17 protein-coding genes are annotated in these 18,588 nt (G+C 46.1%); 10 read left to right on the top strand and 7 right to left on the bottom strand.

Features of this window, described 5'->3' with window-relative positions:
- Positions 1-236: 236 nt before the first annotated feature.
- Complete coding sequence (locus ACO0KV_RS16260; RefSeq protein WP_423043877.1) at positions 237-872, top strand: DUF1345 domain-containing protein; 636 nt, start codon at positions 237-239, stop codon at positions 870-872.
- A 102-nt stretch (positions 873-974) separates the two neighbouring features.
- Here the strand turns inward: ACO0KV_RS16260 and ACO0KV_RS16265 are convergent, their stop codons facing one another.
- Positions 975-2,741 carry a M14 family zinc carboxypeptidase gene (locus ACO0KV_RS16265; RefSeq protein WP_423043878.1) on the bottom strand — a complete coding sequence of 589 codons (1,767 nt, stop codon included), beginning with the start codon at positions 2,739-2,741 and terminating at the stop codon, positions 975-977.
- 84 nt (positions 2,742-2,825) lie between these two features.
- Positions 2,826-4,148 carry a TRZ/ATZ family hydrolase gene (locus ACO0KV_RS16270; RefSeq protein ID WP_423043880.1) on the bottom strand — a complete coding sequence of 441 codons (1,323 nt, stop codon included), beginning with the start codon at positions 4,146-4,148 and terminating at the stop codon, positions 2,826-2,828.
- A 98-nt stretch (positions 4,149-4,246) separates the two neighbouring features.
- Between ACO0KV_RS16270 and ACO0KV_RS16275 the strand changes: the two genes are divergently transcribed.
- The gene (locus ACO0KV_RS16275; protein WP_423043882.1) at positions 4,247-4,942 is read left to right on the top strand and encodes a fumarylacetoacetate hydrolase family protein; all 696 of its coding nucleotides are present in this window, start codon (positions 4,247-4,249) and stop codon (positions 4,940-4,942) included.
- 125 nt (positions 4,943-5,067) lie between these two features.
- Complete coding sequence (maiA, locus tag ACO0KV_RS16280; RefSeq protein WP_423043884.1) at positions 5,068-5,724, top strand: maleylacetoacetate isomerase; 657 nt, start codon at positions 5,068-5,070, stop codon at positions 5,722-5,724.
- 59 nt (positions 5,725-5,783) lie between these two features.
- Here maiA and ACO0KV_RS16285 read toward each other — a convergent pair whose 3' ends face one another.
- Positions 5,784-6,419 (bottom strand): response regulator, encoded by a 636-nt coding sequence (locus tag ACO0KV_RS16285; protein ID WP_423043886.1) that lies wholly within the window; start codon positions 6,417-6,419, stop codon positions 5,784-5,786.
- 366 nt (positions 6,420-6,785) lie between these two features.
- Between ACO0KV_RS16285 and pnuC the strand changes: the two genes are divergently transcribed.
- Complete coding sequence (gene pnuC / locus ACO0KV_RS16290; protein ID WP_423043888.1) at positions 6,786-7,376, top strand: nicotinamide riboside transporter PnuC; 591 nt, start codon at positions 6,786-6,788, stop codon at positions 7,374-7,376.
- Positions 7,364-7,921 (top strand): AAA family ATPase, encoded by a 558-nt coding sequence (locus ACO0KV_RS16295; RefSeq protein WP_423043890.1) that lies wholly within the window; start codon positions 7,364-7,366, stop codon positions 7,919-7,921. Before pnuC ends, ACO0KV_RS16295 begins: the two co-directional genes overlap by 13 nt.
- A 159-nt stretch (positions 7,922-8,080) precedes the next feature.
- On the opposite strand, the gene rpoD is transcribed toward ACO0KV_RS16295, so the two are convergent.
- Positions 8,081-11,008, bottom strand: coding sequence for an RNA polymerase sigma factor RpoD (rpoD, locus tag ACO0KV_RS16300; RefSeq protein ID WP_423043892.1), 2,928 nt, complete (start codon positions 11,006-11,008; stop codon positions 8,081-8,083).
- A gap of 523 nt (positions 11,009-11,531) precedes the next feature.
- Between rpoD and ACO0KV_RS16305 the strand changes: the two genes are divergently transcribed.
- Entirely contained in the window at positions 11,532-12,299 is a 768-nt protein-coding gene (locus ACO0KV_RS16305; protein ID WP_423043894.1) for a c-type cytochrome, read from the top strand.
- A 76-nt stretch (positions 12,300-12,375) separates the two neighbouring features.
- On the top strand, positions 12,376-13,704 hold the full coding sequence (locus ACO0KV_RS16310; protein ID WP_423043896.1) for a cytochrome c: 1,329 nt from the start codon (positions 12,376-12,378) through the stop codon (positions 13,702-13,704).
- A 42-nt stretch (positions 13,705-13,746) separates the two neighbouring features.
- Here ACO0KV_RS16310 and nudC read toward each other — a convergent pair whose 3' ends face one another.
- Together nudC and pstS are read right to left on the bottom strand one after the other, a co-directional pair.
- Positions 13,747-14,574, bottom strand: a complete 828-nt coding sequence (nudC, locus tag ACO0KV_RS16315) for an NAD(+) diphosphatase (RefSeq protein WP_423043897.1) — start codon at positions 14,572-14,574, stop codon at positions 13,747-13,749.
- Positions 14,575-14,856: 282 nt separating this feature from the next.
- Positions 14,857-15,897: a phosphate ABC transporter substrate-binding protein PstS gene (pstS, locus tag ACO0KV_RS16320; RefSeq protein ID WP_423043899.1), complete on the bottom strand. Its 1,041-nt coding sequence runs from the start codon at positions 15,895-15,897 to the stop codon at positions 14,857-14,859.
- Between the two features lie 181 nt (positions 15,898-16,078).
- Here pstS and ACO0KV_RS16325 point away from each other — a divergent pair, with 181 nt between their 5' ends.
- From ACO0KV_RS16325 to ACO0KV_RS16335, 3 genes are all read left to right on the top strand, one after another.
- Positions 16,079-16,561, top strand: a complete 483-nt coding sequence (locus tag ACO0KV_RS16325; protein WP_423043901.1) for a hypothetical protein — start codon at positions 16,079-16,081, stop codon at positions 16,559-16,561.
- Between the two features lie 213 nt (positions 16,562-16,774).
- The gene (locus ACO0KV_RS16330) at positions 16,775-17,539 is read left to right on the top strand and encodes a GNAT family N-acetyltransferase (protein WP_423043903.1); all 765 of its coding nucleotides are present in this window, start codon (positions 16,775-16,777) and stop codon (positions 17,537-17,539) included.
- A gap of 35 nt (positions 17,540-17,574) precedes the next feature.
- Entirely contained in the window at positions 17,575-18,432 is an 858-nt protein-coding gene (locus ACO0KV_RS16335) for a UDP-2,3-diacylglucosamine diphosphatase (protein WP_423043905.1), read from the top strand.
- A gap of 64 nt (positions 18,433-18,496) precedes the next feature.
- Here the strand turns inward: ACO0KV_RS16335 and ACO0KV_RS16340 are convergent.
- The coding region (locus ACO0KV_RS16340) for an IS3 family transposase (protein ID WP_423042293.1) at positions 18,497-18,588 on the bottom strand (92 nt) is incomplete at its 5' end.

The raw sequence follows: 18,588 nt of genomic DNA on the forward strand, positions 1-18,588 counted from the left end.
TTGATCGTCTGATGTGATTCTTGTGCTCTGATGTCTCGGCGTAACGGTATGTCTGATTAGACTGAATTAGTGCCTTTTTGTCACTGCTTAAGCCTTGCTTAACTTGATCTGGGCTGTCATTTTTTTCTTATCAAAGGAAGCAGTGATACCTATTTTGCTGTTTAATGTGTTGGTCTGTTTTTGATGTTTTTTCAATCTCTTCTTTTATATAAACGATGCCCTCCACAAAGAATTTCATGCTTCATCGCCCACGCCTTGTATCGGCTTTTGCTATGGCGTTTGTATGTCTCTTTTTTTTACCAGGGACATGGTTATGGACCACACGTGCCTTGTTTGCGTGGGACATTGCGGTCTGGGGTTATTTATTGCTGATGGGATGGTTGATGGCGCGTGCCAACAAACACCGCGTTAAAGCGATGGCGGTCAGGGAGGACCGGAATGCGGTGACGGTATTAGTGTTGATTTCTCTTTCAGCGATCATCAGTATTGGTGCTATTGTCGTCGAGTTATCCGGTACCAAGGGTTTATCTGCTGATATTCGTGCCTTTAAATATTTATTTACCGGAATGACTGTGCTTGGGTCTTGGTTTTTGGTCGCTGTTGTGTTTTGTTTTCATTATGCGTTGCTGTTTTATCGTTCGCCGGAAAGCAATCGTGCATTGCAATTCCCAGATAATGAGCAGACGCCCGATTTTTGGGATTTTTTGTATTTCTCTTTCACTATCGCAGTGGCGGCCCAGACCTCTGATGTGGCTGTGATGTCGCGCAGTGCGCGTAAAACAGTGTTGGCACAGTCCGTACTCAGTTTTTTCTTTAACGTTGCAGTGCTTGGGTTTTCGATTAATATCGCTGCGAGTCTTGTCGGTAATTAGGGGACCCCTTGATTGCGAATTAATGAGATTGGATGAAAAAAAGCCAATCTATTCAGAGCGGCTTTTTTTACGTGCAATAATTTCAAGACAAGGGTAAATATATTACTTTGGTCCGATATTTGTTCTATAGACAGGATATTGTTGATATTCCTGATCCCAGGACGAGTGACGGCGGGCAAAAAATTCTAGTCGAGCTTCAGGATTGCTAGCGAACGCTTTGTTTTCTTTGAGTTTTTTTTCAAAAGCCTGCTTTAGTGCCGGATCTGCCGATAGTTGTTCAAGTGCAACATCCTCAGCGACATACGCTTCTAGGTATTCTTTTTTCTCAAAGTTATTATTGAAAAATCCCCAGCTCACCAGAGAGTCGGGTGATGCAGGTTCGAACATCGCTGCAATCATTGCAGCCTTTGGTTGAGCGATAGGGATGAATAAAGCCCCCTTGCCAAATGAATAGTGACTGTTGATCCAGTCGCCCCGAAGCTTTAGCATCTGATGACTCTCGTCAGATGTGGGTGATATCACCGCGCTATTTGTGTTAAACCTTTCCACTTCGATATCACTCAACGGCATTGTTATCGACTCAAACTGGACGCCGTGAACGCGTAGCTTTTCAATGACAAATCGCGCGTACGCCGCAGGTACCAGATAGCCACCTTGTGGCAATTTGAGGGTCTGGTCCGGTACGATTTCATCTCGGAGTTTGACTTTCCAAATCTGGGGTGTTGTTTCATCGTAGCGCGTCACTAGCGCACCTGAGATCTCCGATGGTTTTCTCGTGTAGGCATAACCATGAAAATCGATCATCTGATATTTGTCTGTGGTTTTGTAGGTCAGTGGGATGATCTGTCCGGCGAGGTTTACCGACCGCATATCGGCTTCCAAGGCCTGTTTGCGCCACTCAGCACCATGTTGAGTGATCTGATCTAAGACTAAAATAATCGTATTTCTGGTAATGCGGACACGCGTTGCGTAGTTTTTCCATGAGTGTGTTTCGACCAGAATGCCGAAGCGATTTCTTAGCTGAAAATAGCCATGCAATAAGCGCGGTGAAGGAACACGATCCACGAAGCCAGACATGGGATCGTCTTCCTTGTCAAACGCCATGTAAAAAGGGAGCGGCATTGATCCTTGGACAGCTAGATCTGAGATGATATGCTGCTGGAACTGCTTACCAGCCTGCTGTAACACGGCGTCACCTGCTTGCGATGGCTGAATCTGAATTGAGATATCGTGTTCAAATTTCGCACCATCTGTGACGTGCAAGTCAACGGTAACCAATGGATCCCATTGGTTGATTAACCTCAGCATTGCCTGCATTTCAGGCGTATCAGCCTTGAGATAGTCCCTGTTTAAATTAAAATTCTGTGCGGTAGTACGCCAGCCCATTTCTTCAGGACCGCGCTGATTTGGGCGATTCCATTTGGCAAATCGCTCGTGCCCATCGACGTTGAATACCGGGACGAAGATAAAGACCTGCTTATCTAAGGCATTTTTTGCAGCAGTATTATTAAGAATCTCTTTTAATGCCAGAAAGCCTGCGTCTTTGCCATCGATTTCACCAGCATGAATTCCGCCTTGGATCAGCGTCACAGGAACTTGTTTGTCTTTGGCTAAATAGGGAACAAAAATGTTTGTGCGTGTCGCTATCAGGGCCATCATTGGGCGTCCTTCGGCGGTTCTGCCGAATTCCTGGCAACGGACGATCTTTGGATAATTTTTCTGGAAATTGCGACAAAGCGTTTCAACTTCTTCGTAGCGACCTGTTTTTTGGTATCCGGTTTGTTCGGCGACGGTGCTAAGATTTTCTACGGAGAAAACCGGATTGCTGATGAGTGCAAAGGCTAGATAGACAGAAAGGCGTTTTATCATTTTTGCGATGGTAAGATGTGGTTCGGATAATGCTCAGAAAACGAACCAGACATCTTACACTATGCCTTGCAGTACAGATATTTCCTATTGTGTAATTTGAGTGGAAATGCGTTCTTGCCACCAATGTGCTTTACCGATGAGTTCTTCCTCGTCGAGGCGAGTAAGGCCATGGTTGAACATCAGGCATTGTCCATGTACCCAGACGTGACTTACCTGATTTCTGCTTGCGGCGTACACGATTTGCGAGACCGGATCAAACAGTGGCTGAGTTTCGATAGCGCTTAAATCAATGGCGATCAAATCGGCATATTTCCCAGGAATCAGGCTGCCTATCTCATTTTCCATACCCAAAGCGCGTGCGCCGGATAAGGTTGCCATCTTTAATGCTGCATGTGCATTCAGCGCGGTGGGATCGTTCGATTGTGCCTTAGCAAGCAGCGCCGCCATGCGTAAATCACCTAATAAATCCAGTTTGTTATTACTGGCCGCTCCATCCGTCCCGATGCCGACATTCACACCAGCGGTTTGCATTGCATGAATGGGGGCAAATCCGGAGGCTAGTTTTAAATTACTTGCCGGATTGTGTGCTATGTGTACGCCAGTTTGTGCCAGTGTGACGATTTCTTCCTCATTGGCATGCACCATATGGGCTGCAATGAGGCGATTACTGAGGAGTCCGAGGTTATGTAGACGCTTTAATGGCCTTACTCCGTATTGCTTGAGGCTATCACTGAGCTCTTGGGCTGTTTCATGAATATGACAATGGATGCCCATATCGTGTTGCTCTGAGAGCGCGATAATCTTACGGAAAGTTTCATCTGCTACTGTATAGGGAGCATGAGGTGCTAGCCTGAACGCAACGCCGGTCTGGTTGTTGAATTCGTTTTTTGCTTCGATGGCTTTACTCAGGTATTCATCGGCATTTTGAGCATAGCCAGTAGTGAATTCAAGTACGCTGCAACCAACGATGGTCCGCATCCCAGTATGTAATCCGGCACGAGCGACGGCGTCGTTATGGAAATACATATCGTTGACCGTTGTGGTTCCGCCTCGCAGCATTTCTGCCATTGCATAGACGGACCCATCAAAAACAAAGTCATCGTTGACATGTTTTTTTTCAGCGGGCCAAATATGGTCGTTAAGCCAGTCCATCAGCGCCAGATCATCGGCAAGTCCGCGTAATAGGCTCATTGCCGAATGGGCGTGAAGATTGACAAAGCCTGGAAGCAGGGCATGATTATCAAGAGAAATATGATTTGCATCGATGTAGCGTTGTCTTGCCTCAGATTCTGGCAAAATAGCGATGATTTTCTCATCTTGCATCACCAGCGAATGTTGGTGTAACACAGTCGCAGCTGGTTCTATGGGAATTAAATAGGCGGGATGAAGGCAAGTTATTTGTGTCATAGCAGTCCTCAAGGTGAGTTCTAATTATATCCGTCTTGCAGGACTACGTTAAATTCAGCCGAATGTTCAACTGAATTTTCAACTTTTAGGGAGATGTGATGGAACTGATTTTTTCTGCACCAGCGACACCGGTAGTCCCGGTTATCGGATCAACGGCTTTGTTTCCGGTGCACAGAATTTATTGCGTTGGTCGCAATTACGCGGAACACTCAAAAGAAATGGGTGGCACAGGACGTGAAGCACCGTTCTTTTTCATGAAACCCGCCGATGCTGCCGACGCGGTTCCAAATGGAACAGTGGGACAGATGCCATACCCTTCAAAAACAAGTAATTTGCATCATGAAGTGGAATTGGTTGTCGCCATTGGTAAGGGGGGGGCGAATATTTCGGTCCAAGACGCGCAGCAGCACATCTGGGGATACGCCGTTGGTCTCGATATGACACGTCGTGATTTGCAGGCTCAATCCAAGGAGCAAGGCCGTCCTTGGTGTACGGCGAAGGGATTTGATCATTCAGCACCGATTGGTCCTATCGTTCCAGCGGCTGCAATGAATGACTTGCAATCGGCTTCCATTAAATTGACGGTCAATGGCGATGTTCGTCAGCAAAGTCAACTGAGTAAGATGACCTGGAATATCCATGAAATCATCTCTGAACTATCGCAGTTTTATGCCTTGCAGCCAGGAGATCTGATTTTTACTGGGACCCCCGAAGGTGTTGGCGCAGTCCAAAAAGGAGATATCCTTGAGGCGGAAATCGACGGTCTTGGACAGCTGACAATAGCGATAAGCTGATGAAAGTCATCCGCATCAGATAAAGGAAGTTGACCTAGTTGTGCGAAGAGAATGAAGTGGTTGTCCCCATTGTACTGCGCAGGTCAGTTTATCTGTTGGTCGCTCTAAATGTTAAAAGGATAGAAATGAAACTGTATAGCTATTTTAGAAGTTCTGCATCGTATCGCGTCCGGATTGCGTTGAATTTAAAGGGGCTTGATTACGAGCAGACCGCAATTCATTTGGTAAAAAACGGTGGAGAGCAACTCTCAGAAGCCTATAAGACACTCAATCCAGAGGCGCTCGTCCCTGCATTGTCTGATGCGTCCGATGGTGAGACGAAAGTGCTCACGCAATCGATGGCTATTATTGAATATCTAGACGAGGCATACCCCCAGTATCCGCTGCTGCCTGCAGATTATGCCTTACGTGCCGAGGTCCGCGCTTTTGCCTTGTCTGTTGCTTGTGAAATTCATCCACTCAATAATTTACGCGTATTGAAATATCTGACGACGACATTGGGTGTGACAGACGAGCAAAAAAATGCGTGGTATCGTCATTGGTGCGAGACCGGTCTGGCTGTTCTTGAGCAGAAATTAAATGCACTTGGGTGCGCGGGAAAGTACTGTTTTGGGGACACCCCCGGATTTGCTGATTGTTTTTTGATTCCGCAGATTGCTAATGCGCAGCGATTCAACTGTGATTTGTCGACGATGCCTCTTCTGATGCAAATAAACCGCAACTGCCTTGAGCATCCGGCATTCGTAAAAGCGATGCCAGCAAATCAACCGGATGCTGAATAACGTGAAGCAGGCTTCAGTTGTTTGCATCTGGACAACGAAGCGAAGTAGAGTAACTGGGCTTAGTTTGGTAAGCCCGGTGTTTGATCTGGTTCTGCCAACGTGTCATGGAGAACGGAAATCAGCAGTGACCGAGTCAATTTTGATTTTGTCGTGTAGCCATCTATCGCTAACTGATGGCTGACGAGTTCTTCCGGTGCGTAACCCGGCTGACCAGTTCTTAAAACAATTCTCAAGTTTGCCCTACCAAGCTCATCTCTGATGACTTGGACAAGTTTCAGGCCTGCATCGACCGTTTCCATGACGACGTCCAATAAAATCAAGGCCAGATCGGGGTGTTGAATAATAATCGTCTTCGCTTCTTTGGCTGAGTATGCGTGCAAAAACTCTAGCGGACGGCCATGAATGCGAACACCGCTTAATGCAAGCAGGGTTGTTTCATGCACATTGGCATCATCATCAGTGATCAGTATTTTCCAAGGATATAGTTTCGCGTTCGGAGAGAAACTCTGATTTTCTTCTTCCAGAAAATCAATAATATCATCCGAATTCGACGATGAAGAGCCATCTTCTTGATTGAAGTAATTGCCAAATATCGGGGTCGTCGAACTTGCGTATATTCTCAACATAGTTTTACCATTTATAGCAACAACGTTGCTTTTATCTAAGCAGGGCCTTTTACTGTGTTCATATTCCATCAGTTTTCTCCCTCGTGCTTTCAGTTGCCATAGCACCATTTTTTATCTTATGTTAAGACTATAACTTAATCAAGATGTGACTTTGACGTTTTATTTGAAAAGTTACATGAAACTAATTCTAACTGTATTTTTCTTGCTTGTCGTAGCGTATACCGATAGTTTGTAATTGTTTAACTTTAGTGAATGTTTTTTAAAAATGGACGGTTTTCTACTGTTATTGATGGTTGCCGAAGTAGGTGTAAAGGAAAATTCTGCTTACCTCTGGACGATTCTTTTTTAAAATGAAAAAACGCATTTTTGTAGCAAAACATGACACTTAAGTGACTTTAGCTGATAATGCGGGCATTCAAAATAATACGGAAATGTATGAGCGACGCTATTGTATTTCTGGGAGTGACAACGAATTTGTTGGAACTCATTTCATTCTTGTTGGCAGTGATTACTGTCGCATTAACTATTCGTCAGATTCATTGGGGATGGTTATTCTCTATCGTGTCATCAGGCTTATACGCTGCGGTATTTTTTGATGCAAAGCTGTATGGTGATATGGGATTGCAAGGCATGTTTATCCTTGTTTCTATATGGGGATGGTGGCAATGGTGGCGGGGCAATAGTGAAGATGAACGATTACAAGTGACGTCGTTGTCGTTGCGCCAGAAAATCTTTTTTATGGTGCTCTGGGGCGCGTTATTTGCGGCGCTGGTTGTTTTTCTGAAGAGATACACCGATACCGATGTGCCGTATGCGGACGGTTTTTTAACTGCCGGAAGTCTAGTGGGACAATTCTTATTGTCGAGAAAAAAACTTGAAAACTGGACGATATGGATTATCGTCGATGTGTTGTACGTGGGTTTATATTTGTATAAAAATTTGCAGTTAACGGCACTGTTATACGCTGTTTTTGTGGTGATGGCCGTAATGGGCTTGCGTTCCTGGAGTAAAGCATGTCAGCAGTAAATCATAATTCATCAGAGAGACTGGTGCAAAAAATCGCCATACTTGGCGCAGAATCCTCGGGTAAGTCTGCCTTGGCTGAGGCACTGGCAGCTCATTACAAAACGTTGTGGGTCCCAGAGTATCTACGTGAATTTGTTCAGATTGAGGCGCGCGTTCCCCAGGCCGATGAGCAACTCTTGATCGCGAGGACCCAAATGCAGCGGGAAGAACAAGCAAGCCTGAATGCCATCGAATGGTTATTTTGCGATACAACGCCATTAATGACGGAGATATATAGTCATCATTATTTTGAGGTAGCAGAAACTGAATTACTCAAGCTATCCTCGGCGCACGCAGAGCGATACGCATTTACGCTGGTGACGGCGCCAGACTTTCCTTGGGAGGCAGATGGTTTGCAACGTGAATCACCGATGGTAAGGCAATTAATACACGAACAGTTGTTAGAGGTTTTGGAGGAACGAGAGATTCCGCATATGCTCATCGAGGGCAATCTTAAGGATCGCGTGCAACAGGTGGCGTTTGCCTTGTCGTTCTTGATGCAATAAAAGGTGTACTGAATATCACGGCAGACGTCGATGATGTGTGGATGAATTCAATCGCCGGAGTGCTTGTGAGCTGGATTTGTCATGATCAGTCCCGTCTGAGCAAAAATAAAGCCACTCAGGCTAAGTAACTGAGTGGCTTTTTACTTTTTATGGCAAACCTTATTGGCTTTCCATTAAGCTCTTTAAATGCTCTGATTTACCAGGGTGACGCAATTTTTTCATGGCTTTTGCTTCAATTTGACGAATTCGCTCACGCGTTACTTCAAATTGTTTACCGACTTCTTCGAGTGTAAATTCACTAGTGGTTTCTAGACCGAAGCGCATGCGTAATACTTTGGCTTCGCGCGGGCTAAGAGAATCCAGGGCTTCTTTTAGTTTTTGCTGTACAGATGCCTGCATTGCTGCCGCCATTGGAGACATGGTCATGCTGTCTTCAATAAAATCACCCAATTGTGAGTCGCCGTCGTCACCGATAGGTACATCCAAAGAGACAGGTTCTTTAGCAATTTTGAGAATTTCGCGTACTTTCACTTCAGGCAGTCCCATTTTTTCAGCGATGGCTGCTGGTTCTGGTTCCAGTCCTGTTGCTTGTAGTAACTGACGACGGACGCGATTCATTTTGTTAATCGTTTCTATCATATGCACAGGAACGCGGATGGTGCGCGCTTGATCTGCGATAGCACGGGCGATCGCCTGACGAATCCACCATGTTGCATAGGTAGAGAATTTATATCCACGGCGATATTCAAATTTATCGACAGCTTTTAACAGACCTATATTGCCTTCTTGGATCAAATCTAAGAATTGCAATCCTCGGTTGACGTATTTTTTTGCAATTGAAATGACGAGACGCAAGTTAGCTTCTGTCATGGCGCGTTTCGCTTCGCTTGAGCGTTTTTCACCGGCGATCATTTGCTTGTTAATATCGCGCAAGGCACTTAACGGCAATTCGACGCGCAGTTCTAGTTGAATGAATTTTTGCTGTAATTCACGGGCTGCGTGAATGTGACGTGACAAGATGGCAGCATAGCTCTGGGCGCCTTGTATTTCATGTTCTAGCCATGCTGGATTAGTGGCGTGAGTGCGTAGCATATCGACAAAGTAGCTGCGCGGCATCCCGCACTTATTCACCAGCAATTCCATCATTTGCTTTTCGGTCTGACGTAGCTCTTTCATTTGCTTGCGCAGAGTGTCACATAATTTTTCTGCTGTTTTAACAGTAAAACGCATTCCCTGTAGTTCGGCAGAAATCGCTTGCTGGGCGGTGACATATGCTGAGGACTGATAGCCACCCGCTTCGCGCGCAGTCTGCATCTTCTCAAAATTCTTGCTCACAATCGCCAATTTTTGCAGGCAGACTGTTTTTAGTTGCATCAACTGTTCATCGCTGATGCCGCCAACGCTATCAGCAACGACTTCGTCATCGTCATCGTCGTCTTCTTCGCTGTCAGTCATTGCCAAAGCAACCGTATCGCCATCTTCGGCGCTGATCAGTCCGTCAACGATGTCATCAATGCGAACTTCGTCTTTTGCAATTTTATCGGCAATGACGAGGATTTCTTTGATGGTGCCTGGGCACGCAGAAATCGCTTGAACCATGTCTTTTAAGCCATCTTCGATGCGTTTGGCAATTTCAATTTCACCGCTGCGCGTGAGTAACTCAACGCCACCCATCTCGCGCATGTACATCCGCACTGGATCGGTGGTGCGACCAAAATCAGAGTCCACCGTTGCCAGCGCTGCAGCTGCCACTGATTCTGCTTCATCGTCACTTACCGCAGTGGCTACGTTATCCGTCAATAGCATCATCGCCGCATCGGGCGCACGATCATAGACTGCAATACCCATGTCATTGAGCGTACTAATGACGTCTTGAATTGTTTCTTGGTCGACTAACTCTTCAGGCAAATGATCATTAATTTCTGCGTGCGTAAGATAAGAGCGGTCTTTGCCCAAGCTAATTAACTTTGTTAACTGCTTGCGATATTGTTCAAGTTGTTCTTCGTTGGTGACGGAAGAACCGGGTTTTTTAGATTTTGCACGTGCTGCGCGTTTTAGCTCTGCTGATTCAGCTGCATTGAGAGCTTGAATTTCATCATTTTCAAATTGAAATTCGGATGGTTTGCGTCCGCGTTTCGCTGGTTCTTTATTTCCTTGCAACAGATAGCCAGACGTGTCGATATCAGTGATGTTGTTAATCGATTGATTTGACGTGTCGTTTTTCGCTGCAATGTGAGTTGGTGTGCTGAGTTCTTTGCTGAGCAAGGCGTTTGCTGATACTACAGGCGAGACTGGCGCGCTCAAAGGCGACGTAATTACGCCTGTTGCTGCCCCAGATATGGTCCGCGTTGCCATCACCGGCGTCGTTGCAGATGGTATGGCGTTAGCACGGATTGGCATTGCTGGTGCCATTGGCTTGAGCGTAGTCACTGGTGCTGTAGGCGCAAATTTACCCGAGCCAATACGTGCTTCGCGTTTAATCGTTGTTGGTGCTGGTTTTGCAGACTGCTGATCAGACAGGAGTAATTTTTTAGCCATTTTTGGTGCAGTTTTTCTGATCACTGCGGCCCGTGGCTTGGCGATGTCTGCGCCAGAAAGTGTTTGCAACTCTGCGCGTAAATCCGCACGAATTTCTGTTTTTATTTCGGGTTTGATAAGTGGTTCGGCTATTGCTTCAACCGCGCCGCAAATAGCAGCATCTGTCGCCATATCAGACGACTGTGGTTGCTCATACATTGCTGTTGTGTCCGTGGCGACAAGGGCAACTTCAACAGAGGAATCAAAAGGCATAGAACTCATGGCCTCGATATCTTCAGCTGTGAATGCTTTTGCAGGCGCAATAATCGCTTCAGTCGCAACCGGTTGCATCCGGGAACGACGTTTCATCATTACCGTAATGGCGGCAGAAGATTGTCCTCCCTCAGTCGCCTGTGTTTCCGTTGGATTCGTCTGCGGTTCAGCCTCTGGCTGTTGCGCAGACGTACTCGCCACGGCAGGGCGATTCAACTGGAGGGTCTTCTTACCTAAAGTGAGCGTAGAACCTGTTTTGGGAATAGCAATAGTTGAGTCAGTTAAGCTGTTTTTCATGTAACAAAATCGAATGCGACAACAAAGGCTTGTCAATAGTATATGGCGATGGCAATGGCGATAGGCTGTTGACGATCATATTTTCTGATCAACGGCCGACACGGACGAAAAAGCCCGCTGGTAAAAGCGGGCCACGCTGACGATGGCGATTCATTCGTCTTGCTCAAACTAGATCTCGGAAAGAGACGCGAGGGCAGAATTATCCTCGGCTTAGCACTTCTTGACAAGGATTGTCTGCATTTCGTGCAAAGAAAGTGCATGTCTTTACCGCTACAGTGTTGATTCCTTACTGATTCAGTGGCAGCAAAGCCTCGTGAACTAAGGTGTTGCTGTTTTTTACCAGTTTTTAATTGAGAAATAGCGCAAAGTAAATAATTAATATTTTTTAGAAAAATATCGCGATAGTTAAAGCGAAATGAACGAAGTCGACTGTTGGCTTTGATGCTCGATGTCAAAAATTGGTTGGATGGTATTTTTAATCAGGTGCTAATCTATGGTTTTACGACTGCTGATGCGCTCAATAATGTCTAATCTTGTGAAATTTTTAGTTAACCTGAGTCTCTGGCGTTTTTCGATGGGGCGCGAGCCCATGTCGGTATTCTTTCTCTCCTTCTTGTTCCCGATGGTGATGAGTTCTGCTTCGTTGGCGCAGAACGTACCAGATACATTAGCGCAACGTCTGAAGGCCTGTACTTCTTGTCATGGGGCAGAGGGACGCGCGGGATCTGATGGTTATTACCCGCGTATCGCTGGTAAGCCACAAGGATATCTGCTCAACCAACTCAAGAATTTCCGTGACGGGAGACGCACTTTCCCAATGATGAATTACATGGTTGGGCATATGAGTGATGACTACCTTGATGAAATCGCCCATTTTTTCTCTGCTCAGCATCCACCTTATGCCGCACCGCAAAAGCTTGATCTTCCTCCTGCTCTATTGGAGCGTGGCCGCGAACTGGTCTTGCATGGCGATAGACAGCGTAAAATCCCAGCATGTATTGCATGTCATGGAGAAAAGATGACAGGTCTAGCCCCTTTTATTCCTGGTATTGCTGGATTACCTCGTGACTATCTCATTGCGCAGTTGGGCGCTTGGCAAACGGGAAGTCGGCACGCTACAACGCCGGATTGTATGCAGTTAATTGCCCGTAGTTTAAGCCCTGAGGACCTTGGCGCGGTATCTGGCTGGCTAGCAGTGCAAGTCATCGCTGATCAAGGTGTGGTAGCAACCTTGCCTTCAGGAAATTATGTGAATCTACCGCGGCGTTGCGGTAGTGTTCCTGGCAGCTGAATTGCGTTGTTGTACATGCTGAAGAGGTAGTCGGTTATCGATTGCTTATGAGAACATTTAATCTGATTGGCTGTCAATGAAGCGAATTATTCAAGTCTTTATCCTTGTAGTAGGGATGTTGTTGGTGCTCACAGCGTGGTATGTCATCAAGGTGGGATATTTGGTTTCTGACGAGCGTGAGACAGTTCAATCAGTTAAATCACAAACTGAAACTACGATGAGCAAGGTACGTCGGGGTGAGTATCTGACGCAGGTCGCAAACTGTAGCGGATGTCATACGAATACGGGAGGGGCATTGTATGCTGGCGGCAAAGTGGTGCAGTCGGAGTTTGGTAACTTTGTTGTTCCTAATATTACGCCAGATAGTAGAACCGGCATTGGCCGTTGGTCCGTGAACGATTTTTGGCAGGCATTACATTTCGGAAAGTTACCTGATGGTCGGTTGTTATATCCTGCATTTCCGTACACGAACTATGCACTCATATCGCGAGAAGATGCAGAGGCAATGTTTGCTTATCTCAAAAGTCTACCTGCGATTAACCAACCATCTGCTCCCCATCAACTACGTTTTCCGTATAACCAACGGCCATTATTGGCGATTTGGCGCGCCCTTTATTTTCGTCCGCAAACCTATCAGTCGGATCTTAGTAGGTCCGTTGACTGGAATCGTGGTGCGTATCTTGTCAATGGATTGGGGCATTGCAGCGCCTGCCACAGCAGTCGAAATATGTTAGGAGCAAACGCTGGTAGCGAGTACCTCAATGGTGGTGAGATGCCTATCGTGGCTTGGTATGCACCTTCTTTGTCGAGGGTCGACGAAGCGCATCAAGCGCGATTTAGTCAGGCTCAATCACTGAAGTTATTTACATCGGGCCTTGCTGATAACGCTGCTTTTTATGGGCCAATGGCCGAAGTGTTTGCCAATAGCCTTCAATATTATTCGGAAGCGGATATAGCAGCGATGAATGTCTATTTGCGTGAGCTTCCAGCGATAAAAAAACAAACACCGTACTCGATGGAGAATCCACCAGACGCTGCAGTATCGACACCGGAAGCAATCACTCAGAGGATGGTTCAGGGAGCGGCATTATATAAAACCCATTGCTCTCTGTGTCATGGCGCGGCGGGTGAGGGTGTCGCTGCTATTTATCCTGCGCTGGCAAAAAATAATGCATTGCAGATGAGCAGTGTTGTTAATCCAATCCGCATTGTTTTGAATGGGGGATTTCCACCGACTTCATTATCAAATCCTCGGCCCTACGGGATGCCACCGTTTGGTCCAGTGCTAAGTGATAATGAAGTTGCCCTCGTTTTGACGTATGTCCGTAACAGTTGGGGTAATCATGGGAGCCATATCGGCGCGGTCACAGTGAATCGTTATAGAAATGCACCGATTAACGAATGACGGATTAGCGTGTGCTGAATTCTAGTTCTTGAGCCACCATCATTAGCCAGATGTAGTAGAAGAGCGGTGGGCGCTGAGTAGTAATGCCGCGATTGAGACGCCATTCGGTGTTACCGGCCATTCATCCTCGGGGCCGAACCAGCGCGCCTCAGCGATCTCGCTTGCATCGACATTGATCTCGCCATCCAAGTAGTCGGCAGTAAAGGCTACCATGAGTGAATGGGGGAAGGGCCAAGACTGGCTGCTGAAATACTGCAAGTTATGAACGCGTAAGCCGACTTCCTCGAACACCTCTCGGTGCACGGCTTCCTCGATCGATTCGCCTGCCTCCAAAAATCCAGCCAATGCGGTATAGACCTTGTTGGGTGAATTCGTATGCATTGCCAGAAGTACGGAATCTCCCTTGCGAATTAAAACCATCATCGCCGGCGAAATACGTGGATAGGCATGCATGCCACAGTTTGGGCATACATAGCAGCGCTCGCTGTCTCTGAGTATCGTCTGGGTGGCGCAGACTCCACAAAACTGATGGGTGCGCGACCACTCGGCCAATTGGCAAGCACGACTAGCGACGCCGAGAAAATCATCACCCATAACACCGAACAGCGCACGCATATTCCGAAAAACATAACCGGTCGGCGCTTCTACGTTGTGTTCGACCCAAGTTGTCTGATAGTAGTTTTGCTCCCATAGGCCAACTGGGTGGAGACGGTGGGGTTGGATCTTTAAAATCTCCAGCAGACTTGCATCCGGCAAACTGAGATCGGATTCTCGCAGTAACAAGTGATCACGCTGAAATATAAACGTATGAGCATGAAGATCTTGTTGCGCAATGATGACCGGTGTAAAGGAATTAGGCGTATGCAACATGAGGCTAATGATGTGGAGTAAGCGACAAGTGCAATCTTACTCTGTTTTCAGTTTCACTATGCAGTCACTATCTAACAGGCGCTGGCTAGCAACGATTGCTAATGTTAACGGATTTAACTGTGGTTTGATGCAGACCCAGATCGCGCATGCTCAGATCGACTAGCGTCGCCGTACTGACCTTTAGAGTTCGAGCCAACGCTTTAGGCATATCCATCGTACCGTTAAGTAGTTGAAAAAAAGGCGCTATGGATAGCGCCCTTTGTTTATTGATCGCTTAAATGACTATTGAAAGTTCCACTTTAATGGCTTGCCATTGCTATCAGTGACGGTCGTCATTTCCTTAAAGACCCTCGCTTGCAATGCGTCAGGTAGTCGCACGAAATCAACGCTATTAACAAGCTGGTCCCCGTTTATAAATGCCCATGTAAAGAACTGCAATGTGGCGATCGCAGTTTCAATATTTTTTGCTGATTGCTGAGTGATGATGAATGTACCCATAGTGAGTGGCCAGGATTTTGGACCTGACTTATCTGTTAACATCTCTTCAAATGTACCTTGGGTTTTCCAGCCACTCGCTGCTAATGCTGCAGAGAACCCCTCGGCTGAAGGCATCACGTAACGTCCGTCATGGTTTTGTAACCGAGCGACGTCTAGCTTATCTTGCACAACGTAGTTGTAATCGACATAGCTAATTGCGTAGGGGTTTTTTCTTATCGCAGCAGAGATTGCGCTACTTCCTTTGACTTGCGTAAATTTACTGTCCCAGTTGATTGTGAAGTTTTTACCAAATGTCGTTTGCCACGCTTTGCTTACTTTCGATAGGTAGTCTGTAAAGTTGTACGTTGTACCTGAACCATCCTGACGCACGAACGGCAAAATTGTTTTTCCCGGCAGCTTAAGACCTGGGTTCAGGGCGGCAATTAATGGGTCATTCCATTCATCGATCTGGCCTGAGAAAATTTTTGCGATGACTTCGCCGTTCAAGCGCAGATCGCCAGATCGGATTCCCGGCAGGTTCACCACCACCACCACCCCTGAAATAGCAGATGGAAATTGAATTAGCTTATATTTTTTTAAATCTGCCTGTGATAAAGCAACATCACTTGCACCAAAATCGACGCTGCTTTCTTTGATCTTTTTGATCCCAGACGAGGATCCAGATGGTTCGTATGTTAGCGTATTGCCATTGGTTTTTGCATAGGATTCCGCCCAAGTCCTATAGAGTGGTGCGGCGGCGGATGAGCCTGCGCCTTTCAGTTCGATTGCTTGCACCGGAAGCGTCAGTAGTAGCGCCAAAGAAATTAAATAGTGTGGATATTTCATGGTTTTGATGATTGAAAGCAATAAATGCAAAAATGTCGGCGCGATTATCGCATAGCTTCACATTCTTGCTAGAATGCATTTTTGGTAATCTGCTTGTCATCTGAAACGGTTATCCTTAGTGCTTGTTGTTTATGCACATATTGTTTATATTGTTTACATGCATTTAATCTGGAGGCTCAACATGGCAACCGTTACCAGCAAAAAAGAAGCACCCGTAGCAAAAGCAACTCCGTCAAAAAGTCCTACTGTCAAATCTGTTGCAGCAAAAGTGCCCGCCATTAAAAAGGCGGTCACGAAAAAGCCAGCAGTGACTACTGAGGCAAATGCACCAGTAAAAACTGGCGTGCGCGTTAATGCCAGCACGAAGGTTGTCGTGAAAAAAACAACAGCAGTAAAAACGGAAGTCCCCAAAACGGTTGTAGATGTGAGTGCAAAGGTAAAAAAAGCAAAATTAGTACGCGACAGTTTTACGATGCCAGAAGCTGAATATGCTGTGTTGGGGCAAGTAAAGCGCACTTGTCTGAAGGCTGGCGTTGAAGTAAAGAAAAGTCAGTTGTTGCGTATTGGTCTGGCCTTATTGAATAAGACGGATGTTCCTGCACTGAAGAAGCTGATTGCTGATCTTGCACCATTAAAAGCAGGCCGTCCAAAAAAAGAAAAATAAGATCAAGTCCATTCTCTTTTATATACCTGTTTCGTTGAATTTTATATCGAGTAACGTATGTTCAAAAGCCTTCAATTATCGTCTGATATTGAAGGCTTGTTGTTTTTTGGGTTGTCATAAAACCGACATCAATTTGTCATCCTGCTGAAGTATTACTAATTTATTCTCTGTTCGTCGAATGAACGACATCTTGAGACATAACAAGGATGATGAATGCGATTACTCACGATACCCGCGGATGCTAATCCCAGTTTTTCTAAGCTCAACCTGAGTCTTGCCACGACGACAGAAGAAGTGAGAGAAGTGCAACGTTTGCGTTATAAAGTGTTTATTGAAAGCATGGGGTTGTCTGCATTATCCAACCCAGACGGATTAGATAAAGACGACTTTGATGCCTATTGCGATCATCTTATTGTTCGTGACACAAAAACACTCAAAGTTGTTGGTACGTACCGTATATTAGGACCTAACGCCGCGCGTGAAATGGGGCGTTATTACTCCGAGACAGAATTTGACCTATCCCGCTTGCAGAACGTTCGTCACTCTATTGCAGAGGCCGGTCGCGCTTGCATTCATCCGGACTACCGCAGTGGTTCTGTGATCATGTTGTTGTGGGCAGGTTTGGCAGCGTACATGCGCCGCGAGCGTTGTTCTCACCTGATTGGTTGCGCAAGTATCAGTCTGACTGATGGTGGTCAGAATGCAGCGGCAATCTATCGCGGTCTGACCCAAAAAGATTTTTGTCCCTTGGAATATCGTGTGACGCCACACGTGCCGTTTCCGTTGGATGAAATCGATACGACTAACGTCGAAGCGCGGATTCCACCGTTACTTAAAGGCTACTTACGTGCTGGTGCCTGGGTCTGTGGTGATCCTGCATGGGATCCTGATTTTCATAGTGCAGATTTATTCGTGATGTTGCCATTAGCGAATTTGGATGACCGCTACGCACGCCATTACAATACTGGAGAGCAGTGATTGTGAAGGCTGCAGAGAAGTTCCTGAATAAAAAAATGCATAAAATCAGCAAAAAAAATGTGGTACGTTTTCGTACCATATGGATTTCCGATTTACATTTAGGAACAAGCGGATGTCAGGCCTCAAAGCTCCTTGAGTTTTTACGTGCTACCGAGTCCGAAACCTTATACTTGGTCGGGGACATCATCGATGGCTGGCAGTTAAAGCGACGTTGGTATTGGGATCAGGCGCATAACAACGTAGTACAGACGGTATTGAAAAAAGCAAAGAAGGGAACAAACGTCATTTTTGTTCCTGGTAATCATGATGAGTCTGTTCGCCAGTTTATTGATCTTGATTTTGGTGGCATCAAAGTCCGTGATGAGTTAGTGCATACGACGGCAGATGGTCGCCGCATGCTGGTATTGCACGGTGACCGATTTGATGGCGTCATTGCTTGCGCTAAGTGGCTTGCTTACGTTGGTGATAGTTTGTATACCGTTATTTTAAAATTCAATCAGATTTTCAATAACTGGCGTGCAAGGGCAGGGTTACCGTATTGGTCACTTTCTCAATATTTAAAGTTAAAAGTCAAAAATGCTGTCAGCTACATCACTCAGTTTGAAGATGCTTTGGCAGATGAGGCGCGCAGAAAGGGAGTAGATGGGATCATTTGTGGTCACATTCACAAACCTGAAATTCGCGATATCAATGGCATTCTGTACTGTAACGATGGTGATTGGGTCGAAAGTCTTTCCGCACTGGTAGAGGATGCACAGGGGCAGCTAAGTCTGGTAACCTGGCTTGATATTATGCAATCGGTTACATCGCGTGCGGCGGCTGCTGACGTTGATGCAGACGGCGAGGTTGATGCTGATATCGATATTGACGCTGAGATCTCTATCGCCGTCTGATTTAAAAAGCCTTACCTGACGATGTTCAGGTGAACTGACCCCATTTAGTTGGACAGTTTAATTGCTATGCTACTAAGGGCTGATTTCTGTATTGCACAGGACTCAGCCCTTTTAATTTCATTTTGATGCGGTCATGATTATAGTATCGAATATAGG

This window comes from Undibacterium sp. RuRC25W (assembly GCF_049339825.1).
Classification (GTDB): Bacteria; Pseudomonadota; Gammaproteobacteria; order Burkholderiales; family Burkholderiaceae_D; genus Undibacterium.